General features: G+C 42.5%; 6 protein-coding genes. All 6 read left to right on the forward strand.

What is annotated here, in order from left to right; all coding sequences use genetic code 11:
• Positions 1-477: 477 nt before the first annotated feature.
• The gene (locus tag AC1DUO_RS22760) at positions 478-993 is read left to right on the forward strand and encodes a fimbrial protein (protein WP_015690498.1); all 516 of its coding nucleotides are present in this window, start codon (positions 478-480) and stop codon (positions 991-993) included.
• A 54-nt stretch (positions 994-1,047) separates the two neighbouring features.
• Positions 1,048-1,557 (forward strand): fimbrial protein, encoded by a 510-nt coding sequence (locus tag AC1DUO_RS22765; protein WP_013577153.1) that lies wholly within the window; start codon positions 1,048-1,050, stop codon positions 1,555-1,557.
• Between the two features lie 62 nt (positions 1,558-1,619).
• Positions 1,620-2,309, forward strand: coding sequence for a fimbrial biogenesis chaperone (locus AC1DUO_RS22770; RefSeq protein WP_112197436.1), 690 nt, complete (start codon positions 1,620-1,622; stop codon positions 2,307-2,309).
• A 47-nt stretch (positions 2,310-2,356) separates the two neighbouring features.
• Positions 2,357-4,972 (forward strand): fimbria/pilus outer membrane usher protein, encoded by a 2,616-nt coding sequence (locus AC1DUO_RS22775; RefSeq protein WP_126124310.1) that lies wholly within the window; start codon positions 2,357-2,359, stop codon positions 4,970-4,972.
• A 14-nt stretch (positions 4,973-4,986) separates the two neighbouring features.
• The gene (locus AC1DUO_RS22780) at positions 4,987-5,943 is read left to right on the forward strand and encodes a fimbrial protein (RefSeq protein WP_162906081.1); all 957 of its coding nucleotides are present in this window, start codon (positions 4,987-4,989) and stop codon (positions 5,941-5,943) included.
• 493 nt (positions 5,944-6,436) lie between these two features.
• The coding region (locus tag AC1DUO_RS22785) for a LysR family transcriptional regulator (RefSeq protein WP_477988871.1) at positions 6,437-6,917 on the forward strand (481 nt) is incomplete at its 3' end.

Raw genomic sequence — 6,917 nt, forward strand, 5'->3', positions numbered from 1 at the left:
TATAATTATTATTATTTATAATAAACATTTATTTCCGGTTTTGATTGGCCAGCTTTAATAACATATTGTTTTTTAGGCACTCCGCTAATTTTTTTACTGTCATGCCCGTTGATACTTTTTCGTCGGATTGCCTCCCGCGCTGTTATGAAATATCCCATTATATTTCAACTGGATAATGCGAGGTACTGGTATTGTTTAGTCTGTACATTTAATGTGGTGTATGTTCTAAAGTTATTTAATTACTAGTATTTTTGTTTGCGAATATATAGGTTTTTGCATGTAATTCAAGGTTAAAACATTGTTCGTTAACTTTACTAAAATATTAATTAAGGAGATCGGCTGTATTGTTATCCCTGTGATGCACTATTATCTGCCCCAGAAGTAAGGGCGCGTAATTATTTTACAGAACTTACTGCTTTATTAAATCGGACAGTACTGTCTATGAAATGTAAACTCAAAAAGCAAAGGGATATGTTGATGAAAATGAATACCTATTTTAAAGTGGGTCTGTTAGCTGCAGGCCTGGCTGCTGCAAGTGTTCATGCGGCAGATGAGTCTGGTAGCCTGAAATTCAAAGGTGAAATTATTGCCGGTGCATGTACGGTTGATGGTGAACTTGCACCGATCGCATTTGGTGATGTTTCAGGCAGTGCAATTGTTGATGGCTCCGTTGCAAAACAAGACATCACGATTAACCTGACCGGTTGCCCGGCCGTAGCGAATGTGAAGTTGACCACCAACGGTGATAAAGACGTCACCAACAATAAATTACTGAAATTATCTGATTCTTCTTTAGCAACGGGCTTTGGTATTGGTCTGTATAACGAAGATGGCAGCGAATTGGCAGTTCAGACAGAATCGAACCCAGTGGCTGTAAATCCAGAACTGGGTACCGCAGTAATTAACCTGAAAGCAGCTCCGGTTAAAGTGGGCGAATCTGTAACTGGTGGCGCATTTGATGCAACGACCAGTTTCACTCTGTCTTACAATTAATAAAATAAGTGAATTTTTAATTCGCTGATATTTGAATATATAAAGGATTATCTCATGAAAATGAAAATGGTTTCAGCAGCTGTATTTGTATTTGCTGCACTGAGTTCTCAGGCTGCATTCGCTATTGATGGTACACTTAATTTTACCGGTACCGTTAAATCTACTGCTTGTTCTCTGGAGTCAAAAGATTTGACTGTAACTATTGAGAAAGTAGCAGCATCTACCCTTAATGCATTAGCTGTTGGTGAAACTACTCCGGGTGCATCAGAGCCATTTAGTCTGGTATTGCGTGGTTGCCCTGCATCCGTGACGAGCGCAAACGTGAAGTTTAAAGGCAACTCAAGTACCTCTAACCAGTTTACTGATGCAACTCCTAGTGCTGTAGGTACTATCATCAAAGCAGCCGATGGTACTCTTCAGGTTCCAAATACTGATATGCCGGCTGCCCTGGTTGAAGGGGATAACACCCTTAACTATGTTGCTGCTCTGACTCGTACCAAGACTAGTAATGTTGGCACCGGCTCCTGGACTCTTAATCTTCCGTTCGAAATTACTTATCAATAATTTTGAATCTTAATAAATATACGGAATAAGGTGACTTATTCCGTTTTTTTTCGAGGTATTGTATGAAACGTGCAGCCATTTTTATATGTGGCCTGTTAGGGTTATGTTTTATTTTTCAGGCTACCGCTGGTGTAACAGTGGGTGCTACGCGAGTTGTTTTCTCCAGTGATATGAAAGAAACATCGCTTTCTGTTAATAATACAGGCATCGACTCAGCTTTTTTGGTCCGCTCCTGGGTCAGCAATTTTGAGGATGAAAGTAAAGCAAGCATACCCTTTATCGCTACCCCGCCACTTTTCAGAATTGAAAAGAACCAAAATAGCATTATTCGTATTGCGCTGAAATCTGCCGCTGGTTTGCCACAAGATCGGGAATCAATTTACTGGATGAATGTTCTGGTGATACCACCATCACAAAAGAAAAGTGATGAAGGCGGTAGCTTACAGTTCTCAGTGAATAACCGATTGAAATTGATTTATCGTCCTGCCGCGTTAAACAATCAAGATTTAAAAGATATATATTCAAAGGTTAAATTCAGCCGCTCGGGCGAAGGTCTAACTGTGACTAACCCTACGCCATATTACGTCTCATTCGGTAAAATTACTGTAAACAACTCACCAGTAACTGAAAGTGTTATGGTTCCGCCTTTGGCAAGTACGAAAATAAAAAAAGCGCCTATGGGTAATGACGTCTCCTGGACGGTTATTGATGATTACGGCGGAATCTCAAAACTAAGTCATGCCAAAATTTAAATTTGAAAAATAAGATCGCTCAACACCATTTTTAATAAGGAAGAATAATGCAGGACGAAAAAGGATTTTCTGCAAGGAAAAAACAACACTCTTTTTTTTTCGGGACTGTTAATCATTGCGGAGTACAGCAGATATTCAAACTAAAAAGTCTGCCCTTATTAATTTTATTGGCATTTAATTATAATTCTTTTGCAGCAGAAGAATTTAGTGCGGAAATGCTCAAAGCTGTCGGCAACGGCGGTAACATGGATGGCGTCGATCTTAATTATTTTGCCAATGAAGGTGGGCAAGCACCTGGCACTTATTCTGTGGATGTCTTCCTGAATAATGAGTTAATTGAAAGACGCTCTGTTATCTTCGTTGATGTTCCTGATTCACCGGGGAAGATTTTCGGTAAAGTGACGCCTGCGCAACTCTATGAGTATGGTGTAAAAGACGACGTTTTCCCGGCATTAAAAACGCAATCTCCAGGTCAGACGCTGGAAAAACCGCTGGTAACCTATATACCAGACGCCACAGAAAAACTCGATCTGGCAGGGGGGAAGTATTACATTACTGTCCCTCAAATCGGCGTTCGGCCACATATCCGAAATGCTGTAGATCCCTCTCTTTGGGATGACGGTATCCCTGCGTTAATGGTGAACTATAACTATTCCGGCTCCGATACTGACGATGAGATCAGCGGTGACTCGCAATCTAACTATTTGAACCTGCGTAGCGGAATTAACCTTGGTGCATGGCGTTTACGTAATTATTCAACCTATGCTGATAATACCAATGATGATGGCGATAAAACGCAATCATGGGATTCAATTCAAACCTATTTGCAACGCGATGTGCGTTTCCTGCAGGGCGGGCAACTGACGCTCGGTGAATACTCCTCGCCGGGTGAAATTTTCGACAGTGTCCAGTTCACTGGTGCGCAATTATCTTCTGATGACAATATGCTGCCGGACCGTTTACGCCAGTATGCGCCGATAATTCGCGGTATCGCGCGCAGTAACGCTCAGGTGACTATCGAGCAGGATGGCTACACCATCTATCAAACGAACGTGGCACCGGGACCGTTTTCGATTACTGACCTCTATCCCTCCAGTAACGGTGGGGATATGAAAGTAACAATCAAAGAGGCCGATGGGTCGACAACGCAATACACTCAGGCCACCAGTTCAGTGCCAATCCTGCAACGTGAAGGGCGTCTGAAATACAGCGCCACGGCAGGTCGCTATCGTTCTGGCGTGGAAGATGTAGAAGAGCCTTATTTTGGCCAGTTGACCGCAATTTATGGTCTTTCGTCAAACATCACCGCCTATGGTGGCACACAGTTTGCCGATAATTATAAGGCCGCATCGGCGGGCCTGGGTATGGATATGGGCCGAATTGGTGCGTTGTCTTTAGACGTCACCCATGCAGTCAGTACCCTTGAGGGTATCGGTGATAAGACCGGGCAATCCTACCGCCTCATGTATGCGAAAAATATCGATCAAACCGATACCAACTTGCAACTTGCTGGTTATCGTTATTCCACCAAAGGATATTATTCCTTTGACGATGTGCAGAAATTTAGCGCAGAAACGGAAGACGGGCTGGACGAGTTTAATCGTACCCATAATGCTCGCAGTAAAATTCAGGCCAGCATTAATCAGAATATCGCCGACCTTGCTACGATTTATTTTAGCGCCAGTGAACAAGATTATTGGGGAGGCGATGGCAAAGAACTATCATTACAAACCGGATTAACCAGCTCATTTAAAGGTATGACTTACGGCCTGAATTATAGTTATACCAAAAACCCGGGTATTGATGAATCCGATCAGGTTCTGGCATTTAATATGTCTATTCCGTTCAGCGCATTCATGAATTCATCTCAGGCCTGGGCAAGTTATAATATGACTTCGCGTAAAGATGGTTCAACAACACAGCAAGCGGGTGTTAATGGAACATTACTTGAAAATAATAACCTTAGTTATAGCGTTCAACAAGGTTATGAAAATAAAGGCGGCGGTGCCTCAGGGTCTTCCTCATTAGATTATAAAGGTTCATCCGGTGAAGCGCTGGTGGGGTATAGCTATACCGATCAAAATAAACAAATGACCTATGGCCTGTCAGGTGGCGTATTAGTACATGAAAATGGTGTAACGCTTTCTCAATATATGGGCGACAGTGTGACGCTTGTTAAAGCACCTGGGGCATCTGATGTTTACATTGAAAACAGTACGGGTGTGAGTACCGACTGGCGTGGTTATGCTGTCGTACCTTACGCTCAGCCGTACAAGAAAAATGAAGTGAGGCTAAGAACCGAAAGTATGGGTTCGAAACTGGATATTGCAGAACCTTCATTAACCGTTATACCGACCAAGGGCGCAGTCGTATTGGCGAAATATAATGCCAAAGTAGGCGATCGTGCGTTAATTACGATGACTTACGCAGGTGCACCATTGCCGTTCGGTACTGTAGTTTCTGTCATGGACAGCGAAACAGACAATACAGGCATTGTTGGTGAGAACGGCGAGGTCTATCTGACCGGGCTGGCAGCACAAGGGCGCTTGTTGGCGAAATGGGGTAATGGCACAGAGAAGCAATGCTATGCCAGTTATCAACTCGCGAGCACCCCGGAAACTGCTGAAGATTTGATCAAGCAAGCCTCTGCACAATGCAAATAATTATGAGAAAGATAATGAACAGACAGAATATTCCTTTATTGAAATCGATATGTAATCTGGGGTTATTCATTGCCATTGCTTTGACCTGTTTTGCCGCAAGCGCGGGGTGTCAGAATGTGCAATCTGAAAATAGGTTCAGTACGAGTGTAGGCACTTTGCCAATAACTCGTGAAACACCCATAGGCAGTGTTTTCTATACCAATGCCAATCCGGCAGGGGGGAAGAAATTTGCCGATTCTTGCACTGGTACCTACTTCTATACTATTAAAACGCAAGCCACACGTACGCCTATGGGAAATAATATTTTCGGAAGCGGGACCGGTGAAGGTAGTGCCGAAGGAATCGGTTTCAGAGTTAAAATAGACGGAGAGGTGGTCAACAATGATTCAACCGTTGTCAGAACGAGCGCGGTTTCACCTCTCATGTCACCTCAGGTCAATATTGAATTTCTGAAAACCGGCACGGTTACGCCGGGTTGGATAATTGGCGTTTTGTTTAGCGTGTATTTACATGATGATAGTGGCAACCAATACAAAGTAGGGTCATACAATTTTTTTGCGACAATTAGTGAAATTGGCTGTGATTTTATCGATTCCTCATCCATCTCGGTTCCTATGCCGCCGGTGAGTAATCAGGACTTTGATGGTATCGGCAGTGAATCGAGTAAAACGGCTAATGCAAATATCCGTCTTACCTGCGGTGCCAATACTCCGGTCTATTTCCGCGTATTCAATAATGAAGGTCGCAATAATATCATTCCTGTTTCTTCAGATAGTGAAGCAAAAGGACTTGGGATCCGTCTGGCAATGAATGGTCAGGATCTGGATTTTAATACTTCTTATAATATTGTTAACACAACCCGGGAAATGGATGTCACTATTCCGTTGCAGGCACGTTATGTACAAACTGACGAGCAGATCACGGGGGGCGAACTGAAAGCCACTGCAGCATTTGTTATCCAGTATAATTAATTGCGGTAAACAACGAAGCCCCTGGTGAAAACTGGGGGCTTCGTTGTTTCTTTTTCAATGTGAAGATTCGTACACACCACCACCCGCCCCAAATGGCAGATGAGTAAATCACACTCGTCCCGATAACACGCCTTATTTTTCCATTTATCGGGATGGACAGGAGACGAGTCGTATTGGCGAAAACGACAATGCTTAAAATGAGGTTCAATTCGTGTTATTTGCTGAATATATTTTTCAGAAAAGTTAATTATGGTTATATCTTTTTGAATCATAGAAAATTTATAAGAAAAAAATATACTTTATAAAAAAAGTGGATTTTACTTTAACTTTGTTAAAGGTATAGTTAAGTAAGGTTTAACTAAAACTGTCTTGCAGCCTGCTATTTACTTTATATACCGTGGTGTTAATGAAAGGCATTATTTGTTTTTTTAGACAAAAACCTTATTTTTACAGAGTGATACATGAAATTTAATTGCTGGTAAGGAGACCAAAATTGAGTATCTTGACTATGATTGATGTTGAGAATACGAACTCTCGTATTTCACCAGAGGTCAGGGGACTGGACAGGATGAAAGAGAACACACTCACCGATCGTTTTAAAATGGTGAAAAATTTTGATCTCAATTTATTGACTACGTTTGAGGCTGTTTTTATTCATCGTAGCGGAACCAAAGCCGCAGATGCCCTTGGCATCACGCCTTCTGCTGTCAGTCAGGCACTGGGGCGCTTGCGTGTTCATTATAATGATGCATTGTTCATCAGGGATGGTAAGGCACTGGCACCGACCACCGTTGCGATCGGGATACACGAAGGCCTGGCGGAGGCTTACGACAATTTAGTGGCGAAATTGCAGAATATCTCGTTTGATTCTCTGCCGACCCGACTTGTTGTTCACTGCTCACCTTACATTTCAATGTTTACGATAAACGTGATGCGCAAGGTACTGGATGAAATTGCACCCGACTGTGAAATAG

The sequence above is a fragment of the Rahnella sp. P4_A8 genome, from assembly GCF_056402435.1.